Raw genomic sequence first — 21714 nt, 5'->3', positions numbered from 1 at the left:
CTCTATGCTGACAGGCGACCCTAGCCGAAGTGGTCTCGATTCCCAATGAGCGATCGGGCTCAGCCCGTGTCAGATCAACTTCACCAGCATCAGGCTGAAGCAGCCGATGAACAGGAAGGCGCAGAAGGCGAGCGCCAGGGGGCGCAGGCCGCGCGAACGCAATTGCGAAATGTCGGCCTGCAGGCCCATGGCGGCCAGCCCCATGGTCAGCATGACGGTGGTGGCGAGCGCCATCGCCTGCTTCATTTCGGCCGGGATCGTGACCAGGCTGTTCAGCGCCACCACGGCGACGAAGGCTACGACGAACCATGGCATGGGCGGTCGCGCCGCCGAGGGGTTGCTCTTGCTGCGCGCCATCAGGCCGAGCGCGATGACCATCGGCGCCAGCATGGCAACGCGCGTCAGCTTGGCCACCGTGGCGATTTCGCCCGACTGCGTGCCGTTCTGGAAGCCGGCGCCGATGACCTGCGCCACTTCATGGATCGAGGCGCCGGCCCACAGGCCGAAGGCGTGCTGGTCGAGGCCGAGCAATGGCGCCAGCAACGGGAAACCGAGCATCGCGACGGTGCCGAACAGCGTGATCGAGGCGACGGCGTAGGTGACATCCTCGTCGCGCGCCTCGGTGACGATGTTGGTGGCGACGATCGCCGAGGCGCCGCAGATCGAGGTGCCGGCGGCGATCAGCTGGGTGAGCTTGGCATCGACGCCGATCAACCGGCCGAGCGTGATGGTGAACAGGAAGGTGGCGCCAAGGGTGGCCGCCACGATGCCGACGCCGCCGGCGCCGATCGAGACGACCTGGCCGAGCGTCAGCTGGAAGCCGAGCAGCACGATGGCGAAGCGCAGCAGGCGCTTCTGCGAAAAAGCGATGCCCGCTCTGGCATGCGCCGGCGTGCCCAACACATTGGAATAGATCATGCCGGCGACCACGGCCAGGATCATCGGGCTGAACAAGGCGAAGCCGGAGACATTGCGGGCCGAGAAGGCGACCGCCGTGATCATCGCCACCAGCACGATGCCGGGGATGACGCCGTTCCACAGCGAATCGAGGCGCTTGCGGCCCTGCGCAAGATCGGCGGAAATCGTGGTCTTGGGAATATCGTTCGCGATGCGGCTCAGGGAAGACAATGGAATTCTCCAGGCGGGTATGCCGGGGAAATGCCATTTCACAACCGATCTTTCCAACGAATTATTATAGTTGGAATGATCTGGTTTTGCGAACGGTTTGTCTTCCAAACAGCCTTAAGCGCGCGTGCGGGCGATGCTGGGTGGCTTGGCGGCCAAAGCAAGCGCACCAACCACGAGGACGCAACCCGTTGGGCTACAACAATTCCTGCCACCGCCGCGCGCCACGAATAACACGCGCGATCTCCGCACCGTCGTCCGTTTGGCGATAGATGATCAAGTAGTTTCCCGCAGGGAATGTACGCAAACCCGTAGGCGCAGCGTCATCGCGATGTGCGCTCGGCGATCCCAGCATCAAGCTTGCTTTTGATCCGGGCAAAGGCATCGCGGCCGTCGACGGGATCGCTGCTTGCCATGCCTTCGTCCCATAGCCGGCCTAACTCGTCGATGGCTTTGTCGCGTTGCGTCCGACGAAACTTCCGCAAGGCCTCGCGCATGACTTCGCTCGCCGAAGCGTATTCGCCCGCCGCAACGACCTCGCGCATCGTGGTTTACCACCAGCCGCAAGAGGATAGGTGGCGCATGACATCAAAGCTGCGCTTCGATCGCCGCCTTGTCGATGACCGACCAGACGTTCCTGATCCTGTCGTTGAGAAATTCGTAGAAGACGTTCTCGCTGAAGGAGACCTTCTTGCCGTTGATGGGCAGGCCGAGAAAAGTCCCCTTTGGCGTGCAGTTGAACTGGAGGCGGCTGGCGATGAAAGGCGTATCCGCGATCAGCAACTGGATGTCGAAATAAAGATCGGGAATTTCCCGAAAATCCCGTTCCAGCATGTCGCGGTAACCCGATACCCCGACCCGGTCGCCATTGTAGTGCACCTCCTGGTGCACGAAGCTGCCGAGGTTCTGCCAGTCCTGGGCGTTGAGGCAGGCGATGTAGCCACGATAGCTCTTGGCAAGATCTTCATCGGTCACGGCATGCTCCGGCGCTTTGCCCCACCCGCATCGTTATGCGACTGTTCCAGACGGCGAGAAATGCTTTCGGGGGAGACATAGCGCGCCAATGCCGGATTGCGAGTGCGGCATCAGGGAAGGACTGCCAATTCCGGTTCGCCGATCACCTCGTCGATCGCCTGCGGGTCGACGTGTTCGCTGTCGACCGAGGCTTCGAGCTGCGACGAGGGTGCTTCAAGGGTCCAGGTGACGCCGTGGTTGTCATATTCGAGAACGCCGGTGCCGCTTACAGCGGCTGGAGCGACGCGCTGGAGCACGACGGTTCCGAAACCGCCATGGCCGATGTTCTGCACCTGGGGACCATCGCGCTCTTTCCAGATCAGCTGGAACCGTTTCAGGTCGCCTGCCCCGGTCACCTTCCATTGCACCGATATCGTTCCCTCAGCGGCCGAAAGCACGCCGTATTTGGCTGAATTGGTCGCCAGTTCATGAAACGCGATGCCGAGATACTGGACGGCATTGGGGTTCAGCGTCAGGGAAGGGCCCGCCATGGAAATCCGCTCCTCGTTGCCGAACGGTTTGGCCTGTGCCAGCAGCAGTTCGAAGATCGTCGCGCCTCTCCAGTCGCCTGACACCAGCAGGTCATGCGAGAGCGACAGCGCCATGATGCGCTCGCGCACCTGGCGTTCGAACTCCGTCGGCGTCGAGGACCGCTTGCTGGTTTCCCGGATCATCGAGATGATGACGGAATACTGGTTCTTGACCCGATGGTTGACCTCGCGCATCAGCATGCGGATGCGATATTCGTTCTCCTTGGCCAGCGAAATGTCGCGGGCGATCTTGGAGGCTCCGATGATCTGGCCGACGGCGTTGCGTACCGGCGAGATGGTCAGGGACACGGGCACGAGGCTGCCGTCCTTGCGGCGGCGGATGGTCTCGTAGGTCTCGACCCGCTCGCCATTGCGGATGCGCTCCAGTATGCGCGGCTCCTCGTCCAGGTGGTCGTCCGGTATCAGCATGGTCACGGACCTGCCGACCGTCTCGTCGGCGGTGTAGCCGAACAGGCGTTGGGCGCCTGCGTTCCAGCTCTTGATGACGCCGTTCAAATCCTTGCTGACGATGGCATCGAAGGAGGATTCCACGATGGCCGACAGATGATGCCTGGCCTCGTCGGCAAGATGGCGATCGGTGAGGTCGAACAGCATGTTGACGGCGCCCACCAGCTTGCCCTGCTCGTCATGGAGCGGGGTGGGATAGGGAAGAAAAGGCACGCGCGTGCCGTCCGGGCGCTGCGAGATGGCCGACTGGTTTCTGATCGGCCGGTTCTCCCGCAAGGCAACGGCCATCGGGCATTGGTCGTGCGGCAACACCTGCCCGTCGGTCGTGAACAGCTTGTGCGTCACACACCACTGGTCTTTTCCGAGCTCGGGCTCGCGCCCGGCAAAATCGGCCGCGGCCCGGTTGAAATAGGTGATCCTGCCTTCGCTGTCGGTCGTGTAGATGGCGACGGGCAGATTATCGAGGATTTGATGGGATAGATCGAGCGTCGAGCTGTTCGACAGGTCCGTCATGCGCAAGGTTCCATTTAACCACCGTGAACGTCGGCGGGCTAAAACGGTTCCGTATACAGCAGTGCGAACGTTAAGAAAGACGAATCCGACAGGAAACGGTTTCTGGCAGGGTTCGCTTGAACTGCTCTGCCAGGCGCTGTGGGCGGTTGGCCCAATGACCGGGCGAGACGATGCCTTGACGCGTGACGGTTGCCGCTCCAGCCTGCCACCATGGTTGATCTCGCGCCCCCCGACAGCAAGCGAGGCCGCCCCGTGCGGGCCGGCAGGCTGATTGTGCGACGACGAAGACCGGCTTCCTAAATCCGCTTCGTTTCCACAGTCCGCCCGCGAAATACGCCGGCGGGCTTTTTCATGCCTGGAGCCTTTCCGATGACCACCAATCCTTCCATCCGGTTTCGGCCGGCCGAGCCTGCCGACGCTGCCGCCATCCGCGACATCGTGCGCGCCGCCTATGGCAAATGGGTGCCGGTGATCGGCCGCGAGCCGCTGCCGATGCGTGCCGATTACGACAAGGCCGTCGCCGCGCATCCGTTCGAACTTGCCATCGACGACGGCCGCATCGTCGGCATGATCGAGACTTTGCTCGCCGACGATCACCTCTGGATCGAGAATGTCTGCGTCGCGCCGCAGGCGCAGGGCAGGGGCATCGGCCGGCTGCTGCTGGAGCGCGCGGAAACCAAGGCGCGCGCGGCAGGCCGCCCGGAGCTCCGCCTGTTGACCAACGGTGCCTTCGAAGCCAATGTGTCGCTCTATCGCAAGCTTGGCTATACGGTCGACCGCGAGGAGCCGTTCCTGAACGGAACGACCGTCTACATGAGCAAGCGGCTCGTTGGATGCCCACCGACCGGAGCGTGAGGATGGCCGCCAGGATCAAGCTCAGGCAACTCCCCGGCCTGTATGCGATTTCGCGGCTTCAGGCCGGTGACGGCATTCCTGCCTGGGCGGACGGACCAGGCTTCGTCAGCATCACCAGGACCGATGACGAGCTTTCGATAACCTGCCTTCAGGATCGCGTGCCGGATGCCGTCAAGCATGATCACGACTGGGTCGCCTTCAAATTGCAGGGGCCGTTTGCCTTCGACGAAACCGGCATCGTGCTGTCTGTCATCCAGCCGCTGTCGGAGAACGAACTGGGCATCTTCCTGGTATCGACCTTCGATGGCGATCACCTGCTGGTGAAAGCGGCGGACGAGCCCAAGGCGAGAGGCTTGCTGGGCGAAGCCGGGCATACGCTGCTATAGTCCGCTCGTCGCTGGCCCTGATCAACTTGGCGCGCTGGATCAACCACTGGCGCGCTGGCTCAACCACTTCGGGGGTTGCGTTTGACAGCGCCATTCGCGCATCGTTATTTCTGACCCGATATTACGGCCGGACCGGCCATGCGGCACCCCAGGAGAAAACCATGTCACACAATCTGCAGTTCTATATCGACGGCGCGTGGGTCGATCCTGTCGTGCCCAACACGCTCGACGTCATCGATCCTTCGAATGAAGACGCCTTCGCGCAGATCTCGCTCGGCGCCAAGGCGGATGTCGACAAGGCGGTGGCCGCCGCCAAGCGCGCCTTCAACACCTATGGCTTCACCTCGGTCGAGGAGCGCCTCGACATCCTGAACCGCGTCATCGAAGTCTACAAGAAGCGCTCCAAGGACCTGGCGATCGCCGTGTCGCGCGAGATGGGCGCGCCACGCCAGATGGCGCTCGACAGCCAGGTCGGCATTGGGCTGGCGCATCTGGCCAAGATGGCCGAGACGCTGAAGAATTTCCAGTTCCGCCACGTCAAGGGCAATCATCTCGTGGTCAAGGAGCCGATCGGCGTCGTCGGCCTGATCACGCCGTGGAACTGGCCGCTGAACCAGATCACCTGCAAGGTCGGTCCCGCACTCGCCGCCGGCTGCACCATGGTGCTGAAGCCGTCCGAAATCGCGCCGCTCGACGCCATCATCTTCGCCGAGATCATCGACGAGGCCGGCGTGCCGAAGGGCGTGTTCAACCTCGTCAACGGCGACGGTCCAGGCGTCGGCCAGGCACTGTCCAGCCACCCCGACATCGACATGATGTCGTTCACCGGTTCGACGCGGGCCGGCATATTGGTGGCCAAGGCCGCCGCCGATACGGTCAAGCGCGTGCACCAGGAGCTTGGCGGCAAGTCGGCCAACATCCTGTTCCCGGATGTCGACCTCGCCACCGCCGTTTCCAAGGGCGTTGCCGGCTGCTTCAGCAACAGCGGCCAGTCCTGCAACGCGCCGACGCGCATGTTCGTGCCGCGCGACCGCCACGACGAGGCCGCCGGATACGCCAAGGTGGCGGCGGAAAAATTCACGGTCGGCCCGGCCGACGGCGCCAACACCAAGCTCGGCCCTGTCGTCAGCCAGGTCCAGTTCGATAAGATCCAGGACCTGATCCAGGCCGGCATCGACGAGGGTGCGACACTGGTCGCCGGCGGCCCCGGCCGTCCGGCCGAACTCAACCGCGGCTATTACATCAGGCCGACCGTGTTCGCCGACGTCACCCACGACATGCGCATCGCGCGCGAGGAGATCTTCGGCCCGGTGCTGGCGATCCTGCCCTATGACACGGTGGAACAGGCGGTCGAGCAGGCCAACGACACCGTCTACGGCCTTGCCTCCTATATCCAGGCCAAGGACCTGCAGAAGGCGCGCGACGTGGCGGCGCGCATGCGATCGGGCAATGTCTACATCAATTATCCGACCTGGGACGCCGGCCTGCCCTTCGGCGGCTACAAGCAGTCGGGCAATGGCCGGGAGTATGCCGAATACGGCCTGGAGGATTTTCTGGAGATCAAGGGCATCGCGGGGTATGAGGCGGCGGAGTAAGTACGACGTTCTTTGGGGCGATGGCCGGTGCCGAGCCCACTAGGCAATCTACAAGGCGCACCCGGGTGCGCCCTTTGCCATCTGGATTCATTGATCAACCCTTCTTGTCGCTATTCAGCGACGCCTCGATCGTTGGCCACTTTCCCATCCGCTGTCACTTCGGGTTCTTGTGGTCTAATTGCGACGCCGTCTTGCGTCGTTGTCGCAGGCTCGGAGTCCTTTGCCGGTCCAGTGAGCAGCTTAATATTGGGCTCAGGAGCTTCCTTGGAAAAATAGTGTAACGCGACTTGAAAACGTGCGTAGTTGTTCTCAATCGCCGTTATGCCCGCATCTGGAACTGTCAGCAGAAAGTATATGGTTGCCAATACGTTCCATGCTTTGGCAAACCCTCGTTTCTTCTTACTATCACTTTGCGAGGCTTCTGCATTTTGAAGGATCGCATGCGTATTGAGTAGATGGTCAATTAGACCGTCGACTCCGTAAAAATCGAGCCTTTCGATGATGACGCGAAGGGTCAGAAAAGAATTAACGAGCAGAGTTGCAAAAACGTCGTTTCCATATTTAATTGCCTCTATTGCGTCATCAAGTTTCTTAATCAGATCGGCACGTTCAGAAGCTGACGGAACGCTCAGCGGTGCCACTTTTTTAACCGTATGTCCTGCCATCATAAGAGTGTTAAGTGCGACATCCTTAAAGGCAGTATCTCGCACTCCTCGCCATTGTCCCCGTTAGACTTGTCGACGAGAGAAACGACGCCACTTGAGCGCAGGCGCTATCAAATGCAGATCGGAAAGGTTCTGGAGTATCAGTCAACGAGGCTACTAAGGAGCGAAGTCGGCGGATTCTTGAAGAGATCGCGGCAAGCGTCGAGAAGAACTCCGCGCTGTCGATATCGACGCCAAATTTTTTGGCAAGAGTCCTGCTCGTAACATCTTTTGAGTCAATGCCCTTGAGCATTGTGCAAAGCTGGAAGAGTTCAGTAGACGGATCCGTAATTTCAGCCATCGGCATCCCCCAAGCGTTTGTCCAAACTTACATCAGATTGCCTAAAGTGAGTATTGAAAACGCGCGTCGCTAAGTGCGGCACTTCATAAGTGGCTTGTGCACTGCAATATGGCTGGGGATCCTCGGTTCGAACCACGAATTAAGGGTGTCGGAGTCCGCCCCTTGACGACGCCACCATTCAGAAGCCTGTTTTGGGGTCTCCTTGCCAATTGGCATATACATGCTATATATCTGCCATTAGCGAGGTCTAAACATGCAGCTTCAAGCCATCACCACGACGCCGGCCACGGTCGGCTCGGCCATTTCGGATGAAGAGGCGGGCGCCTTGGCGCGTACCACGGTCAATCTGTTCAAGGCGTGGAATCTCACCGACTTCGAGGCCTGCGTGCTGCTTGGCGGCATCTCGGCGCGCACCTGGGCGCGTTGGAAGGAAGGGGGCGTCGGCCGGATCGACCGCGACCTGCGCACCCGCATGGCGCATCTGATGGGCATCCACAAAGGGCTGCGCTATCTCTTCACCGAGCCGGCGCGCGGCTATGCCTGGATCCGCAAGCCCAATGCCACATTCGGCGGCCAGTCGGCGCTCGATCTGATGCTGCGCGGCGACATCTCCGATCTCGCGGCGATGCGCGAATGGCTCGACGCGGAGCGTGGTGCATGGTGAGTGGGTTCGCGGTCCGGCGCCGCGTCCACTGGCCCCAGACTTTTCGCATCATCCGCTCCATCCATCCGCCGATCGACCTGTTCGAGGACATCGCCGACCCGCGCGACTGGGAGGCGCTGGCCGCCGTCGAGGAGAAGACCAATCCGCGCATCCGGCTCGAGCTTGGCGACCTCGGCAAGGTGCCGGCCGCAAGGCGGGTCTCCGGCCCCGGCGCCAGCTTCGTCATGGCGCCTTTCGTGCATTGTTCGACCTTACGGCCCGGCCGCTTCTCGGATGGCAGCTACGGAATCTATTATGCCGGCGACAGCGAGGACGTGGCGCTCGCCGAAACCATCCACCATCACCAGAAATTCATGCGCGCCACCCATGAGGCGCCGGGCTGGACGGCCGATTTCCGCGTGCTGATCGGCAGCGTCGATAGCGACCTCGACGACGTCAACGCCGTGCCCGGCGTGCTCGACCCGGACGACTACAGCGCCTCGCAGGTCGAAGGACGGGCGCTGCGGGCCTCGGGCAGCGACGGGCTGGTGTGGAACAGCGTGCGCATGCCCGACGGAGCGTGCATCGGCATCTTCTGGCCCGACGTCATCGGTGTCCCGGTCCAGGGCCGCCACTACAGCTACCACTGGGACGGCGGCCGCGTCGATTTCGTGCGCCAGCATGATACCGGCAAAGTGTTGGAAGTGGTGTGAGCAAGGGGCTTGGCCTCACGCCAGCGCCGCCGCCAGCAGTTTCGCTTGCGGCGTCAGCGCCTCGAAGCTGCGGGCGCAGAGGTTGAGCTGGCGCGTTGCCCAGTCATCGCCGAGCCGCAGGGCGCGCAGCGTGCGGCCTGCGTGGCGCGCCGCACTTTCGGGCACGATGGCGATGCCTGCGCCTTGCGAGACCAGCCGGCAGACATTGTCGAGACCGGGCACGCGGATGCGGAAGTGCAGGTGGCCGCCGAGCCGGGCGGCCTGGCGGGCGATGTGTTCCTGCAAGGGATGGCCGGCGCTCAAGCCGACAAAGGCTTCGCCCAGGATATCGGCCATGCCGACGCCATGCCCTGCGAGGCCGGCCCGGTTCCGCGCGGTGATCACCACCAGGCGGTCGACGAAGAACGGTTTCTGCTCGAGATGCGCAAGCCCGGCCCAGGTCGCGGCGATGCCGAGATCGGCCGCACCGTTGGCCACGGCCTCGGCGATCTCATGGCTGGGGCGCTCCTCGAGCTCGATGTCGATCCCGGGATGCGCGACCAGGAAGGCAGGGACTGCTTCACGCAGAAGTTCGCTGGTCGCCGCCGTGTTGGCCATCAGCCGCACGCGGGCGCGCAGGCCCGTGGCATAGGCGCCGAGGTCGCCGGCCATCGCCTCGATCTGGTTCTGCACGGCGCGCGCATGGTGGAGCAGCGCCTGTCCGGCCGCCGTCGGCACCACGCCGCGCCGGCGCCGCTCCAGGAGCGGCGCGCCGAGGCTCTCCTCCATGCCCTTGATGCGCGCGCTGGCCGAGGCCAGCGCCAGGCCGGCGAGTTCGGCGCCATGCGTGATGCTGCCGCGTTCGGCGACCAGCAGGAACAGCCTGAGATCGGTGAGGTCGAAGCGCATTTTTCGCTCCCGCAAATCGTGTCGTGCCGGATCAGCCTTCGTTCAGGCCGAAGGCTGGCAGCGCGATTTCCACATTGTGGGCGGCCCGGATCTCAGTCAAATCATTTGGCGTGGAGATATGCGATGACCGAAAAAGCGACAGGCCGGCGAGGGCTCGGCATTCTTGAAGGCGCGGCGATCGTGCTGGCGCTCGCGGTGGCCTCGCTTGCGATCGCGCAAGCGCATCCTGGTTCGCGGGAATGCACCGTGGCGGCGGCTTCCGCCAGCCGTGATGCCGCGCCGGCAAACCCCGATCGGGATGCCGAAGCTACGGACATGCTGTCGCATGACTGAAGCAGCCGGCGTGCCCGGGCTCATGCTGAGCGCCCATCCATGCTGAGCATCGGCGCCGTCGCCTTCATCGGTTTCGTCTTCCTCGCCGCCGGCCTGGTCAAGGGCGTCGTCGGCATGGGGCTGCCGACCGTGGCGATGGGCCTGCTGGCGGTGACCATGCCGCCGGCGCAGGCCGCTGCTCTGCTGCTGATCCCGTCGCTGGTCACCAACCTGTGGCAATTGTTCACCGGCCCGTCCTTCGGCGGCTTGTGCAAGCGGCTGTGGACGATGATGGCCGGCGTCGTCATCGGCACCGTCGCCGGCGCCGGCCTGTTGACCGGCGCGCACACGACGATCGCCTCGACCGGGCTTGGCACAGCACTGGTGCTCTATGCGCTTGTGGGCCTCGCCAAGGCCGGCTTCACCACGCCGGCGCGCCACGAAGCGTGGATGTCGCCTCTGGTCGGCGTGGCGACCGGCTTGGTCACCGGCGCTACCGGCGTCTTCGTCATTCCGGCGGTGCCTTACCTGCAATCGCTGCGGCTGGGCAGGGAAGACCTGATCCAGGCGCTCGGCCTCTCCTTCACCGTGTCGACCTTGGCCCTCGGCTTCGGCCTGGTCAGGACCGGCGCGCTGGCCTCGCCGACGGCGCAACTGGCGGGGTCGGTTCTGGCCTTGCTACCCGCGCTGGCCGGCATGTTCGTCGGCCAGGCGCTGCGCCAGAAGATGAGCGTCGAGACCTTTCGCACGGTGTTCTTCGCCGGGCTGCTGGCGCTCGGGGCCTATCTCATGCTGGAGGCCGCGCTTTAACGCCAGGCCAGCCTTGGTACGCGCAAGGATCAAGCTCTGCGCTTGCGTGCCTGCGTGACGCTCAACCATATGGCCGAGACGAGAAAATAGAAGGCGCCGAACGCGGCATAGGGGGCGATGTCGGTGATGCCGGGCGTCGCTGCGCCGATTGCCTGCTTGATGAAGAAGCCGCCGGCAAGCGCCGACTGCGCACCGCTCAGCACCATCGCCCATTGCGCGCCCGCCCGCCAACGGCGCACGCCGGTGGCAAGCTGGAACAGGCCGGAGAGAACCGCCCACGCCCCGAACACCGCCAGCACGGTGTGCAGGCCCTGTCCAAGCGCGACGACGACCGCGATGGCGGTGATCGTGCTCACCGCTGCGTTGAGCGCCTGGCTGGGATTGGCCTTCAGGCCGCCGCTGCGCTGCGCATCCACGATGTTGGCGATCGCGTCCCATAGGGGGTAGGCGACCAGGAGGAGCGCCGCGACCGGCGGCGCGCTTTTGCCAAGGGTAAAGGCCGCCGCAACCCAGGCGACCGAAAAGCCGGCCCGGATGAAATAATAGGATCTCAGCCACTGCGATGCGGCAATGCCCCCGGGCGCCTGGATGGTTTGAGTGCTCATTGGAATTTCCTGTCTTGGTGGTTGGACGGCGGTCGACCCGCTTGATCGACTGGGATCACGTCCGCTTCGGATGATTGGAAAAGCTCACGCTCGCATCTCAACTTGCGGGAATGGCTTTGATCCAAGATGAAAACAGCACATAATCACTGCGAGATGCGCTATTCTTGCTAGGGAATGTAGGGAAAACAGCCGGCCTCATCCATGATTGAATCGCCTGAAAATTTGACCATTCTTCCGGATGGAGGGCCGCGTGCCGATGTCTCCGGCGACCTTCTCTCGCATGTGCTGGCGCAGATCCGGCTTACCGGCGACGAGGTTTTTTCACGCGCGCTGGCGGAAGCGGAGCAGCTCGATCTCGACGACGGGCAGGCTCATATCGTCGTGGTGAGGTCCGGCGCGCTGCGCATGGAGAGCGAGGATCAGGCCGCTGTCGTCATCGAGGCTGGCGACCTCGTGCTGCTGCCTCGCGGTCCCGGCGCCTTGCGGCTGGTGGCGGCGCATCCGCGCGTGGAGATCGTCGTCTGCCGCTTCTGGTTTGATCCGGACAGCCTGCGCGGAATGATCTTCGCCTTGCCGCAATGCATTCACATCCAGCGTACCCAGGGGGCAGGGTGGGTCGACGGAATGTTGCCGTTCCTGATGGTCGAAACCAGCGGCGCCGAGCCAGGTGCCGCCTTGATGATTTCGCGCATCATCGATCTCATGGTCATCCGCACCTTACGCAGCTGGGTCCATGAAGGGCACGCCACGGGTTGGCTCGGCGGGCTTTCCGACGCCCGCGTCGCCCGTTCGCTGAAGGCCATCCACGAAAGGCCGCTGCAGCGATGGAGCATCAATGAACTGGCCGACAAGGCCGGCATGTCGCGTTCGAGCTTCTGCGATCGTTTCGCCGCGCTCGTCGGGCGCTCGCCACTGCGCTACCAGAATGAATGGCGCCTGGGCCTGGCCCGCGACCTCCTGGCCAGGCGGGACGCGCGGGTGGGCGAGATCGGCTTGCGCATCGGCTACGAGTCCGAGGCCGCCTTCAGCCGCGCCTACAAGCAGCTTTTCGGGCATTCGCCACGGGTTGAATATGCCTTGGCGAATGAAGCCGGCAAGCATCCCTGACCGGCGGCGCCGTTCTCAAAATAGCGAGGTGCGGGACCAGCCGCTACCGCACCACCAGCACCGGGATCTCGGTATAGGACAGCACTTCCGCCGTCTGGCTGCCCAGAAGCAGCCTGCCGAGGCCCCTGCGGCCATGCGAGGCCATGACGATCAGGTCGCAGCCTTGCGCCTTGGACAGCTCCAGGATCGCTTCGGCGGGTCGTTTGTCCTCGACATGGACCAGTTTGGCGGAGACGCCGGCGGCATCGGCGGATGCCTTGCATTTGTCGAGCACTTGCTTGCCGTAGCGGCGCGATTCTTCCTGGTAGACGGCCAGTTCATCGCCGGCCGCGTAACCGGCCATGGCGCCGCCCCAGGCGAAGATCGGGAATTGTTCCGAAACGGTGACGAAGGTGACGGCGGCGCCGAGATCCTTGGCCAGAGTGAGGCCCTGGGCGACGCCCTTGTCGGCCAGTTCCGAGCCGTCGGTGGCGATGAGCAGATGTTTGTACATGATGGTGTTGCCTGTCGTGCCTGAGGACTACCCAATAGAGATAGTGATGCCCCCGCGCCCATTCATTGAGCCAATGCGGCGGGGATCAGGGCCAGCGGGTGGCTTGATATACAGGGCTTGGCGTCTGGGGCGGTCAATCGTTGGCGTCGGCGCCGCCCCTCATTGGCCTGCCGGGCATTTCTCCCCGTAAACGGGGAGAAAGAAGCCGCCGCAACGCCGGCGCGTACTTGCGCTGGCGAAATCATCCGACACGGCATGGTGAGGGGCGGCGCCAACCTGTCGAGAAGAGGCACGCCGCGCATTCGCTAACCGGATTCCCCTTTGCGGAATCGTCCTCTAAGGTGCCGACGACATCGAAAGGCATCCCATGAGCAGCGCGTTTCCCCAAATCCATCTGGTCCGGCATGGCGAGACGGCGTGGAGCCTTTCGGGCCAGCATACCGGCCGCACCGACATGCCGTTGACGCCGGCTGGCGAGGCGGCGGCGCGCGGTCTCGCGGACCGGCTGAAAGGCCTGTCGGTTTCCCAGGTGTGGTCGAGCCCCTCGCAGCGCGCCTACAACACCAGCGTGCTGTCCGGCTTTGGCGCGACAAGCCTCAAGCTGGACGATCTGCAGGAGTGGGATTACGGCGCCTATGAAGGGCGCACGACGAAAGAAATCCTGGCCGGGCGGCCGGGCTGGAACGTGTTCCGCGACGGCTGCCCGCAAGGCGAGATGGCGGCCGATGTCGGCGCCCGCGCCGACAGGATCATCGAGCGCCTGCGCCAGGCCAATGCCGACATACTGATCTTCTCCAGCGCGCATTTCCTGCGCGTGCTGACCGCCCGCTGGCTCGGCCTGCCGCCCGAAGGCGGCGCGCTCTTCGTGCTCGACACTGCCAGCATCAGCGTGCTGGGTTACGAGCACGATCTGACCGAGCCAGTCGTGCGCAAGTGGAACGGGAAGTAGGGCTGGCCACATCAACCAGATGCGGCAACGCCTATCGTTTTCGTCATGTATGGGCGGAGCAGGAGCGAAGCTCCGTCGCGTAGACCCGAGGATCCATGCCGGGACTCCGGTGCGTCGCCACGGTCCTGAATTCTGCTCCGCTGCACTCGATGGCGAAGGTCGCGGCATGGATCCCAGCGTCTCCGCGACGCCGCTTTCGCGGCTGCTCCGCCCTGGGATGACGAACGCGGGGAGGTCTCGGCTAATTCCGGATGCTGGGCTGCCCTCTACCTCTCGAATTTCCGGATCGCCTCCGCCGACACCGGCGTGAAGAAATTCACCAGATTGCCGTCGGGGTCGCGGAACAAAAGCGAGCGGTTGCCCCAGGGCATGGTGGTCGGCTCCTGCACGGTCGTCTTCTTGATGAGGTCCGACAGCCGGGCAAATTCTGCATCGACGTCGCCGACGCGGAATTCGAGGATGGCGGTGTGGTTGTCGGCGGGGCGGGCGATGTCGCCGCCGAACAGCATCAGGGTGCGTGTGCCGCCGATCGCCAGGGTGCAGGCCGGCGTCGCCAGTTCGGCGAAATCTTCCGTGTACACCGTCACCGGCATGCCGGTGATCTCCCCGTAGAAGCGCACGAGGCGCTGGACGTCCGACGTTATGATGCGGACAGAGACGAAATTCATCGCATTGGCTCCTTGGTCGCTGAAGCCGCTAGCGGGCTTCCCAGCCGATGCATAGACCAGGCCTCCTGACAGCTTTCTGTCAGGAGAGAGGGAGCGGCGGTTATGCTTCGGACCTGACCGGCGCCTGGACAGCGGGAGGGGAGAAATCATCGGCAGGCGACAACGTGTTGTAATCGGCAATCTGTTCTTGGCGCATTTCATGGGCTTAAGAATTTCGTGGCGTTGTTTCGAGATAAATACTTCATTTCGTCCGGTATGAGTATTGAGAATGGCGATCTCCGAGGGCTTTCATCGATTTTATTCTGATAACCATGAATTGATTGGCATGGCTGTTTCCGTGATTTGTTGCTTGCTCCGAGCTGTCATAAAATCGTCGGCCGGAGAGTTCCTGAACCGGGGGGAGACAATATGAGGCGCCGCGCGACACCTATCATGACGGGGCTGGTACTTCTGGGGCTGGCGGTCAGTCCCGCGGCTGCTTCCAACCGGACGTTCACCTACCAAAAGACAGCGCTTTCGGGCCGTGATGTCTATTTCTTCGGCGGGGCGAGCCTGAACGTGGATTGTTCCAGCGAGGGCAGGGACGATGTGAGGGTGGTCTCGGGTCCAAGCCACGGAAATGTAAAACTCGTCCATGACAAGGTATTCACGCATTACAACAAGTCGAACGACCGGGCAAAATGCAATTCCCGCAAGGTGAATGGCATCAAGGCGCTCTACAGGTCGAGCCCCAGCTTCAAGGGCTGGGATCAGGTGACGATCTCGGTCCACACCTATGACGGCAACGCCTTTAAATATGTCACCAACATCAAGGTGGAGTAGCAGGCTTTCCGTCGCAAGGGCTGCGGAGGCCCGCCAATATCCGCCCGCATGCCGTGGCGGGCGGCAAATCGTTCAGCCAGAAGGATCGTTGAAATGAAGCGTCGAACGACAAGTTTGGTAACGGCATTGGCGATTCTGGGCTGCGCGGCCTGGCCGGCGGCGGCGTCGAGCTACGAAAAATCGGCGCTCTCCGGACAGGAGATCTATATTTTCAGGAATGTCAGCCTGAATGCCGACTGTTCGAGCGCGGGCGCCAACGATGTCCGGATCATCGCGGGTCCAAGCCACGGCACGGTCAGGCTCGTCCACGCCAAGATCTACGCCGGTTTTGCCAAATCGAACGACCGTTGGAAATGCAACGCGCACAAGGTTGACGGCATCAAGGGGCTTTATCGGTCGAAGCCCGGATACAAGGGTCGCGACCAGGTTACGTTTTCGGTCCACACCTATATGGGCGACGCTCACCAGGCCGTGGTGAGCATCAACGTCGAATAGAAACTTAGACGCCCGTTCACTGCGCCAGCAACGCCAGCTCCTCCGCCGTCAGATGCCGTGCGGCACCCTTGGCGAGATCGCCCAGCGGCAAGCCGCCGATGGCGATGCGGATGAGGCGCTTGACCTCGATGTCGTGGGCGGCGAGCAGGCGGCGGATGTGGCGGTTCTTGCCTTCGTCGAGCACGATCTTCAGCCAGGCGGTGCGGCCGCCGCTGCGCAAAAGCCCGATCGAGTTTGCCGCCAGGGTCTCGCCATCGACGGTGACGCCGGCGCGGAGCTTGCCCAGCATGACGTCATCCGGCACCGTGGCGACCTGCACGTGATAGGTCTTGGGCAGATGCGAGGCCGGGTCCATCAGCCGGTTGGCGAAATGGGTGTCGTTGGTCATCAACAGCAGCCCTTCGCTCGCCTTGTCGAGGCGGCCGACCGGCGAGACATAGGGCAAATCGAGCCCTTCGAGACAGGCGTAGACGGTGTCGCGCTGTTGCGGGTCGTCGCGGGTGGTGACCAGCCCGCGCGGCTTGTTCAGCATCAGATAGACCTTGCGCTCGGCAACGACCGCGTCGCCGTCGACGACGATGCGGTCGCGGTTCATGTCGACGCGCAACGCCGCATCGCGCACCACCTTGCCGCCGACCCGCACGCGGCCCGCCGCGATCAGCACTTGCGCCTGCGTGCGCGAGCACAGACCGAGTTTCGACAGCGCGCGGTTCAGGCTGACGCCGGGAGGCCCGGCGGCGCGTGGCTTGCCGGGGGGCGGCCGGCCGGGCGGTGGTGATCGTGCTGCCATGGTTTTGCCGATGATCCCTTCCAGGCGACAGATGCCATGGAGAAAGCGGGCACCGCAAGCCACGCCTCCATGCGGCTGGAGGCTCCGTCCGAGCGATGAATCGTCAAGCACCGGGTTGAACTTTTCAAGCCGGGACTGATATTCGCTAGATCGGGTCTGATAGGGGCGGGCAGACTATTTGGGAATTGGTGCGGGCCAGACGGAATCCTTGGAGACGCTGACAATACCGGTCGCGGAACTGGCGAGGGCCGATCGCGACCGGATGTTTGCTCTCTACGAGACCTATTACGAAGCGATCGATCGCGGGCTTTTCGAGCGTGATCTGTCCGAGAAGGACGCCGTCGTGCTGACCCGTCTCGGCCGCGAGATCGTCGGCTTCTCGACCTATCTCGTGCGCCAACAGGCGATCGGCGACGAGACGGTGCATTACCTGTTCTCCGGGGATACCGTCCTTCACGCCTCGCTTTGGGGCAATCCCGTGCTGCTGAAAGGTTTTTTCCGCGCGGCGGGCGCGGCCAAGGCCAAGGTCGACGGCCGGCTGTTCTGGTTCCCCATCATCAAGGGACACCGCACGTTTCGCATCCTGCCCGATTTCTTTCGCAAGTTCGTTCCGGCCATCGAAGGCCAGGGAGCGTCCTGCCTGCTGGCAATCCGCGATGCGATAGCGTCCGCCCGCTACGGCGATTATTTCGATCCTTCGACCGGGCTCATCGATTTCGGTCCATCGCAAGGCCATCTTCGGGAACAATGGGCGGACGCCAGGCAAACGGCGGCCCACAATCCCCTGGCGGCCTTTTTCGTCAGAGCCAACCCCGACCATTCCAGAGGTGTCGAACTCGCCTGCCTGACCGAGTTCGAGACCGGCAATCTGAAGCGTTATGGCGCCACGAGCTTTGCAGAGGGGCTGGGCGATGGCCGCTGACGCCTGGGCTCGGATCGCCGGCGCGACCGCTGCCGTCGAGGCAGGCTTTCGGGCGCGGCTCGGCCATGTCGAGGCAACGCAGCGTGATCTGCTGCGGCGGCTGATCGAGGCCAATGCCGGGACGGAGTTCGGCCGCGACCATGGTTTCGCCAGCGCCACGTCGGCCGAGGCGTTTCGCGATCTGGTTCCGATCGCCGACTACGAGGCGTTGCTGCCTTACATCAAGCGCACGATCGACGGCGCCGGCAATGTGCTGACGGCCGAGCCGGTCCGCTTCCTGGAGCAAACCGGCGGCAGTTCCGGCGGCTCTAAATACATCCCCTATACCGATAGCGGCCTGCGCGCGTTCACCGACTGCCTCTATCCCTGGCTGGCGGACCTGATCCGCCGCCGGCCGGGCGTGGCGCAAGGGCATGGCTATTTCGCGCTGAGCCCCGTCGGCCGTGGAGCCGACGAACGCGTCGGCGCCCACAGGCTGGGCAGTCCGGTGCCTTTTGCCTATTTCGGTGCCTTGCGCGACAGCCTCATCGAATTGTCGGCAGTGCCGATGGAACTGAGGCTACTCGGCGACTTCGCCAGCTGGCAAAGGCAGACCTGCCTGCACCTGCTGGCCGCCGACGACCTCAGCCTGATCTGGGTCTGGAGCCCGACCTATCTGACCGAGATCCTGCGCGCCATGCGGCGCGATGCGGCGAGCCTGCTGCCGGAGCTTGGCGAGAGGCTTGGCGCCACGCAGCCGGCCGCCACGGTGAGCCGCCGCATCGCCGTTCTGGAGGCAGCCCTCGGCGGGGCCGGTGCCGGCCTGTCGGCGATCTGGCCTCGGCTCGATACGATCAGCTGCTGGACCGATGCCTCGAGCCAAGGCTTCGCCGCCGAATTGCAGGCGCAATTTCCCCAGGCCTTCCTCCAGCCGAAAGGCCTGATGTCCACCGAGGCGGCGGTGTCGTTTCCCCATGGCGATGGTCCCGGCTCGATCCTGGCATCGCAAAGCGGATTCTTCGAATTTATCGACGACGACGGCGCCGGCCGTTTCGCCTGGCAGCTCGAGCTTGGCCGCTGCTACCGGCTGATCGTCACCACCGGCTCGGGGCTTTATCGTTACGACACGCAAGACGTGGTCGAGGTCCGTGGCTTCACCGGCGACACGCCGCGCCTGCGCTTCATTGGCCGGGCAGGCATGGTGTCGGATCTCTGCGGCGAGAAACTCACCGAAGCCTTCGTCGCGCGCTCTCTGGCCGAAGCTGGGTTCGATCCCCGCACCTATGCTCTGCTGGCGGCGGTCGCGGCGCCGCATCCGCACTACCAGCTTTTCGTCGAATCCAGGCGAGCCCCGGGCACGGTCGCGCCGCCGGGGTCAGCCGTCGAGCGCAAGCTGATGGCCAATCCGCAATATGAATATGCGCGCCGCATCGGCCAGTTGGGCGCGTTGCGGACGATCGCGGTCGATGATCTCTATGGCCGGCTGAAGCGCCACCGCCTGAAAGGCGGCACGAGCATTGCCGGCATGAAAGCGCCGATCCTGCTCGGGCAATCGGATGAGGCGCTGCTTGCGGCCCTCAATGCCGGTGAAGCGGGGGTTTAGGATGATGCGTCATCCCTTTGGACCGGAATCGGAATTTGCCCTGGCGGCCGACGAGGAGGGGGCCAGCCTTTTCCGCTCAGGCCGTCAGGCGCAAGGTCAGCGCGTCCAGGCCACGGATGGAGGAATTGTCCATCCATTGCCAGCCGACAGGCTCGATGGTTTTCCAGCGGGCGAGCGCGGCTTCCAGCACCGCATGGCCCTCTATCTCGGCCAGCGCCCTGCCGATGCAGACATGCGCGCCACGGCCAAAAGCCAGATTCTGCCTGCCGGCGCGGCCAAGGTCGAAACGCGATGCATCGGCAAACTGGGCGGGATCGCGATTGGCGGCGCCGACCAGCAGCACCACCAGCCGGTCCTTGCCGATCTCGCGGCCGCCAAGGACCACGGGCTCGAGCGGCCAGCGGCAGATCTTCTGCACCGGGCTTTCCAGCCGCAGCGTTTCGGCAACCGCATTGGCGGCGAGCCGGCGGTCGGCGCGCAGCGCCGTCCATTGGTCGGGCCGGTGGGCAAGATGGAACAGCATATTGCCGATGAGATGCACCGTGGTCTCATGGCCGGCAAAGGCCAGGAAGGCTATGTTGCGGCCGGCGGCCGTCAGCCCCAGCGCGTCGGCCAGAGCCGGCAGGCCCGCCAGCAGCGGCGGCAGGTCTGCGGCGGCGAGCAGATGGCGCAGATGCTCCACGAAATAACCGGACATCTCGTCGGCTGGATTGGCGCCATCGCCAAAGGCATCGTCGAAGCCGGTGTCGAGCATGGTGCGGATCGCAACCGACCAGGCCCGGATCAGCGGCATGTCCTCATCCGGCACGCCAAGCAGGCGGCCGATGATGCGTTCGGGGACGGCGCGCGTGAAGGCGGCGACGACATCGACCGCATCCGACAGGCCGGCATCGCCGACGAATTCGTCGACCGCTTGCGCGACCACCGGGCGCAGGGCGGCCATGCCCTTGCCGACAAAGGGCTGTTGCAAGGCCTGGCGCAGCGCGGCGTGGGCGCTGCCTTCCTGGTAGATCAGCCAGTCGCGTATCGCCGAATCTGGCTGCGCCGCTTCGCTGCCCGGCGGCACATGCGAGAGCTTGCGGTCGGCAAGACTGTTGGAGACCAGATCGTAGCCGGTGACATAGACATCGCCCCAAGGCGCCTGCCAGACGGGCGCTTGCCGGCGCATTTCATCATGGATGGCATAGGTGTCGGCGGCGCCCTCGAAGGCGCCGGCGCGAACCCCTTGCCAGGGATGTTCGACTGCCTCGGAGGGCCCGGTATGCATCGCTTTTCGAAAAACCCCACCTTGCCGGCCAAATCAGGCACGCGTCCGCAAACCGATAACCGGCCATGACCACCGATCAAGGGCCGATCTACTATTTCTGCACGCGCCAACACGCTTACACGATGGGCGTGCTGCTTGGCTATTACGACCATGGGCTTGGCGAACAGGTGCGGATCATTCCCTATGAGCATGTCGCGAGGCTGGGGCCGGTCGCGCCCGGCACCTTCATCTTCACCGATTTCGAACGGCTGTCCGCCGCTCAATCGCAGGCGGCGATTTCGCTGCACGGGCGCATCCGCTCCCGCAATCCCGACCTGTTGCTGCTCAACGATCCGGCGATCGTGCCCGGCCGGTTCGACTTGCTGAAACGGCTGAAGGCCGCCGGCCTCAACCATTTCGACGTGCATCGCCTGGAGGAGCGCAAGGCAATCCGTCGCTTTCCGGTCTTCGTGCGCTGGGAGAGCCAGCATGAGTTGCCGTTGACCGGACTGGTCGACAGCGCGGAGGCCCTCGATCGGGCCATCGCCGGCCTGCCGGCGCGTATCCGCCGCGACCCGGACCTGATGATCGTCGAATATGGCGCGGCACCTTCGGCCGATGGACGGTTTCGCAAATATTCGGCCTACAAGGTCGGACCGACGGTCTATCCGCAGCACTGCTTCATCAATGAAAGCTGGTACATCAAGTTTCCAAGCACCCGCTTCAGCGAGGCGGACAGGGCCGAGAGCCGCGCCTATGTGGCCGAGAGTCCGCATGCCGAGCAGATCGAGCGTGTCTTCGCACTGGCCGGCATCGACTATGGCCGCATCGACTACGGCATCGTCGACGGCCAGGTCCAGACCTTCGAGATCAACAACAATCCCACGGTCCTGGCGCGTCCGCCCGGTTGGGAGGCAGGCGCCGACTACAGCCGCTACGCCGCCATGCACGCCCAGGCGCTGCGCGGCATCATGCGGCCGGCTTCCGGCCTCAGTCTTGTGCTCGGCGACGGCACGATGAGCGTCGATGCCGCCCATGCCGACGCCATGCAGGCGGTGCGTCGGCGCATTGCGGGGTTTTCGCTCAGGCGGCGCCTGTCGCTGCGGGCGCTGAAAAAGCGGCTGGCGCGTCTGTTGGGATGATTGCCGGGGGTGTTTCGCCCCCGGCAATAAATGCGT

At 63.8% G+C, this 21714-nt stretch carries 26 protein-coding genes; 14 read left to right on the top strand and 12 right to left on the bottom strand.

Going from position 1 to position 21714, the window contains the following annotated elements:
• Positions 1-69: 69 nt before the first annotated feature.
• The 5 genes from LB564_RS24130 to LB564_RS24110 form a co-directional block, all read right to left on the bottom strand.
• Positions 70-1128 (bottom strand): YeiH family protein, encoded by a 1059-nt coding sequence (locus LB564_RS24130; protein ID WP_224541542.1) that lies wholly within the window; start codon positions 1126-1128, stop codon positions 70-72.
• 193 nt (positions 1129-1321) lie between these two features.
• On the bottom strand, positions 1322-1480 hold the full coding sequence (locus LB564_RS24125) for a type II toxin-antitoxin system RelE/ParE family toxin (protein WP_263491666.1): 159 nt from the start codon (positions 1478-1480) through the stop codon (positions 1322-1324).
• Complete coding sequence (locus LB564_RS24120; RefSeq protein ID WP_224541540.1) at positions 1449-1670, bottom strand: type II toxin-antitoxin system ParD family antitoxin; 222 nt, start codon at positions 1668-1670, stop codon at positions 1449-1451. Before LB564_RS24120 ends, LB564_RS24125 begins: the two co-directional genes overlap by 32 nt.
• A 43-nt stretch (positions 1671-1713) precedes the next feature.
• Positions 1714-2100 carry an ester cyclase gene (locus tag LB564_RS24115; RefSeq protein WP_224541538.1) on the bottom strand — a complete coding sequence of 129 codons (387 nt, stop codon included), beginning with the start codon at positions 2098-2100 and terminating at the stop codon, positions 1714-1716.
• 110 nt (positions 2101-2210) lie between these two features.
• Positions 2211-3650 (bottom strand): PAS domain S-box protein, encoded by a 1440-nt coding sequence (locus LB564_RS24110; protein WP_224541536.1) that lies wholly within the window; start codon positions 3648-3650, stop codon positions 2211-2213.
• 369 nt (positions 3651-4019) lie between these two features.
• On the opposite strand from LB564_RS24110, the gene LB564_RS24105 reads away from it, so the two are divergent.
• The 3 genes from LB564_RS24105 to LB564_RS24095 all read left to right on the top strand — a co-directional run bounded on the left by LB564_RS24105 (position 4020) and on the right by LB564_RS24095 (position 6486).
• Positions 4020-4505, top strand: a complete 486-nt coding sequence (locus LB564_RS24105; protein ID WP_224541534.1) for a GNAT family N-acetyltransferase — start codon at positions 4020-4022, stop codon at positions 4503-4505.
• A gap of 2 nt (positions 4506-4507) precedes the next feature.
• Positions 4508-4891, top strand: a complete 384-nt coding sequence (locus LB564_RS24100; protein WP_224541532.1) for an ACT domain-containing protein — start codon at positions 4508-4510, stop codon at positions 4889-4891.
• Positions 4892-5052: 161 nt separating this feature from the next.
• Entirely contained in the window at positions 5053-6486 is a 1434-nt protein-coding gene (locus LB564_RS24095) for an aldehyde dehydrogenase family protein (RefSeq protein WP_224541530.1), read from the top strand.
• Between the two features lie 110 nt (positions 6487-6596).
• Here the strand turns inward: LB564_RS24095 and LB564_RS24090 are convergent, their stop codons facing one another.
• A complete protein-coding gene (locus LB564_RS24090) occupies positions 6597-7196 on the bottom strand; it encodes a hypothetical protein (RefSeq protein ID WP_224541527.1) in 600 nt (199 codons plus the stop codon).
• Between the two features lie 548 nt (positions 7197-7744).
• Between LB564_RS24090 and LB564_RS24085 the strand changes: the two genes are divergently transcribed.
• A complete protein-coding gene (locus LB564_RS24085) occupies positions 7745-8155 on the top strand; it encodes an MbcA/ParS/Xre antitoxin family protein (RefSeq protein ID WP_224541525.1) in 411 nt (136 codons plus the stop codon).
• Entirely contained in the window at positions 8149-8847 is a 699-nt protein-coding gene (locus LB564_RS24080; RefSeq protein WP_224541522.1) for an RES family NAD+ phosphorylase, read from the top strand. The genes LB564_RS24085 and LB564_RS24080 overlap by 7 nt, the downstream gene beginning before the upstream one ends.
• A gap of 15 nt (positions 8848-8862) precedes the next feature.
• Here LB564_RS24080 and LB564_RS24075 read toward each other — a convergent pair whose 3' ends face one another.
• Positions 8863-9735: a LysR substrate-binding domain-containing protein gene (locus LB564_RS24075; protein WP_224541520.1), complete on the bottom strand. Its 873-nt coding sequence runs from the start codon at positions 9733-9735 to the stop codon at positions 8863-8865.
• 123 nt (positions 9736-9858) lie between these two features.
• Between LB564_RS24075 and LB564_RS24070 the strand changes: the two genes are divergently transcribed.
• Together LB564_RS24070 and LB564_RS24065 are read left to right on the top strand one after the other, a co-directional pair.
• Positions 9859-10068, top strand: a complete 210-nt coding sequence (locus tag LB564_RS24070; protein WP_224541519.1) for a hypothetical protein — start codon at positions 9859-9861, stop codon at positions 10066-10068.
• Positions 10069-10107: 39 nt separating this feature from the next.
• A complete protein-coding gene (locus LB564_RS24065; RefSeq protein WP_224541517.1) occupies positions 10108-10857 on the top strand; it encodes a sulfite exporter TauE/SafE family protein in 750 nt (249 codons plus the stop codon).
• Between the two features lie 29 nt (positions 10858-10886).
• Here LB564_RS24065 and LB564_RS24060 read toward each other — a convergent pair whose 3' ends face one another.
• On the bottom strand, positions 10887-11462 hold the full coding sequence (locus LB564_RS24060) for a DUF308 domain-containing protein (protein ID WP_224541514.1): 576 nt from the start codon (positions 11460-11462) through the stop codon (positions 10887-10889).
• A gap of 201 nt (positions 11463-11663) precedes the next feature.
• Between LB564_RS24060 and LB564_RS24055 the strand changes: the two genes are divergently transcribed.
• Positions 11664-12569: an AraC family transcriptional regulator gene (locus LB564_RS24055; protein WP_224541513.1), complete on the top strand. Its 906-nt coding sequence runs from the start codon at positions 11664-11666 to the stop codon at positions 12567-12569.
• Between the two features lie 43 nt (positions 12570-12612).
• Here LB564_RS24055 and LB564_RS24050 read toward each other — a convergent pair whose 3' ends face one another.
• Entirely contained in the window at positions 12613-13062 is a 450-nt protein-coding gene (locus LB564_RS24050) for a universal stress protein (protein WP_224541511.1), read from the bottom strand.
• 367 nt (positions 13063-13429) lie between these two features.
• Between LB564_RS24050 and LB564_RS24045 the strand changes: the two genes are divergently transcribed.
• Entirely contained in the window at positions 13430-14011 is a 582-nt protein-coding gene (locus LB564_RS24045) for a histidine phosphatase family protein (protein WP_224541509.1), read from the top strand.
• 266 nt (positions 14012-14277) lie between these two features.
• Here the strand turns inward: LB564_RS24045 and LB564_RS24040 are convergent, their stop codons facing one another.
• Entirely contained in the window at positions 14278-14679 is a 402-nt protein-coding gene (locus LB564_RS24040) for a VOC family protein (protein ID WP_224541507.1), read from the bottom strand.
• Positions 14680-15111: 432 nt separating this feature from the next.
• Here LB564_RS24040 and LB564_RS24035 point away from each other — a divergent pair, with 432 nt between their 5' ends.
• Entirely contained in the window at positions 15112-15501 is a 390-nt protein-coding gene (locus tag LB564_RS24035) for a hypothetical protein (protein WP_224541505.1), read from the top strand.
• A 93-nt stretch (positions 15502-15594) separates the two neighbouring features.
• Positions 15595-15996 (top strand): hypothetical protein, encoded by a 402-nt coding sequence (locus LB564_RS24030; protein ID WP_224541503.1) that lies wholly within the window; start codon positions 15595-15597, stop codon positions 15994-15996.
• A gap of 16 nt (positions 15997-16012) precedes the next feature.
• Here the strand turns inward: LB564_RS24030 and LB564_RS24025 are convergent, their stop codons facing one another.
• A complete protein-coding gene (locus tag LB564_RS24025; RefSeq protein WP_224541501.1) occupies positions 16013-16786 on the bottom strand; it encodes a pseudouridine synthase in 774 nt (257 codons plus the stop codon).
• Positions 16787-16994: 208 nt separating this feature from the next.
• Here LB564_RS24025 and LB564_RS24020 point away from each other — a divergent pair, with 208 nt between their 5' ends.
• Both LB564_RS24020 and LB564_RS24015 read left to right on the top strand, forming a co-directional pair.
• The gene (locus LB564_RS24020) at positions 16995-17708 is read left to right on the top strand and encodes a glycoside hydrolase family 15 protein (RefSeq protein WP_224541499.1); all 714 of its coding nucleotides are present in this window, start codon (positions 16995-16997) and stop codon (positions 17706-17708) included.
• Positions 17698-19290 (top strand): GH3 auxin-responsive promoter family protein, encoded by a 1593-nt coding sequence (locus tag LB564_RS24015; protein WP_224541497.1) that lies wholly within the window; start codon positions 17698-17700, stop codon positions 19288-19290. Before LB564_RS24020 ends, LB564_RS24015 begins: the two co-directional genes overlap by 11 nt.
• Before the next feature lie 76 nt (positions 19291-19366).
• On the opposite strand, the gene LB564_RS24010 is transcribed toward LB564_RS24015, so the two are convergent.
• The gene (locus LB564_RS24010) at positions 19367-20557 is read right to left on the bottom strand and encodes a cytochrome P450 (protein ID WP_224541495.1); all 1191 of its coding nucleotides are present in this window, start codon (positions 20555-20557) and stop codon (positions 19367-19369) included.
• A gap of 65 nt (positions 20558-20622) precedes the next feature.
• Here LB564_RS24010 and LB564_RS24005 point away from each other — a divergent pair, with 65 nt between their 5' ends.
• Positions 20623-21678 (top strand): hypothetical protein, encoded by a 1056-nt coding sequence (locus LB564_RS24005; protein WP_224541493.1) that lies wholly within the window; start codon positions 20623-20625, stop codon positions 21676-21678.
• Positions 21679-21714: the final 36 nt, after the last annotated feature.

It is taken from the genome of Mesorhizobium sp. ES1-6, assembly GCF_020164775.1.
In the GTDB taxonomy this organism is placed as follows: domain Bacteria; phylum Pseudomonadota; class Alphaproteobacteria; order Rhizobiales; family Rhizobiaceae; genus Mesorhizobium.
The sequence above is the reverse complement of the archived record's forward strand: the minus strand, read 5'-3'. Positions and strand labels throughout refer to the sequence as shown.